Origin of the sequence: Sedimentibacter sp. B4 (assembly GCF_000309315.1) — a bacterium.
GTDB classification, from domain to species: Bacteria; Bacillota; Clostridia; order Tissierellales; family Sedimentibacteraceae; genus Sedimentibacter; species Sedimentibacter saalensis.
Genome location: NZ_CANG01001040.1, coordinates 1 through 775, shown reverse-complemented (window position 1 = coordinate 775; position 775 = coordinate 1). Strand labels below are relative to the sequence as shown.

Genomic DNA, 775 nt, shown 5'->3' with positions numbered 1-775 from the left:
TCGGCGGCGGGTGCTCATCAGGAGCAAATGAGCAGGGGCATCCCGCCATTCCATACCACGCTGGATGCGCGCCAGCTTGGCAGGGAAGGCTGTTCGGGCAAGGAATAGCTGATGTTTACTATTCGGTCCGGCAGCGCATCAGAGTCCGGTCCGGTCGAGACTCGGTTCATGGCGCGCCGATCAGCTTTGCTCACCTTTGAACTCGGAGGTGGAGGCGCGTGTCACTATCCGGGGCGTGTACGTGACGACTCCCCCACTGTCCCCATGTATCGCAGCAAGGAGCATGTCAACGCTGCTTCGTCCCGCCTCCGCAAATGGTTGCTCGACGCTGGTCAGTGCGGGTTGGAAGTAGGCCGACCCGGCGATGTTGTCGAATCCGGCGACAGCGACCTGTCTGGGCAGGTCGAGACCGGCCCCTTTGGCTGCCCGAAGAACCCCGAGGGCGAGCAGGTCGTTCGCGGCGAAGATCCCATCGGGTCGGGACTCGCCGCTGAAGAGGCTCTTGCTCACCACATAGGCGGCCTCCGACCCCCAACTGTCTGCACGCACGAGGGCGCACCCGTCCCTTCCGGCAACGGCTTCCTTCCACCCCGTGACGCGTTCACGGGCGTCGTACCAGTCGTCGGGGCCGGCAACGTGCGCCACCCGCGTGCAGCCGACGTCAAAGAGATGTTGGCAGACCTGGCGGGCTGCGGTTCGCTGCGCGATGCACACACCGGTCTGTCCGGGGGCCAGTTCTCCGCCGCTGATGACCGACACCGGAAACTCGCTGAAA

Annotated in this window: 1 protein-coding gene; it reads right to left on the bottom strand. The window is 64.8% G+C overall.

Annotation, left to right across the window (positions count from 1 at the left end; translation table 11 throughout):
- Nucleotides 1-180: 180 nt before the first annotated feature.
- Nucleotides 181-775 (bottom strand): substrate-binding domain-containing protein (locus BN358_RS21605; protein WP_019230570.1); only part of this gene is annotated, 595 nt, incomplete at its 5' end.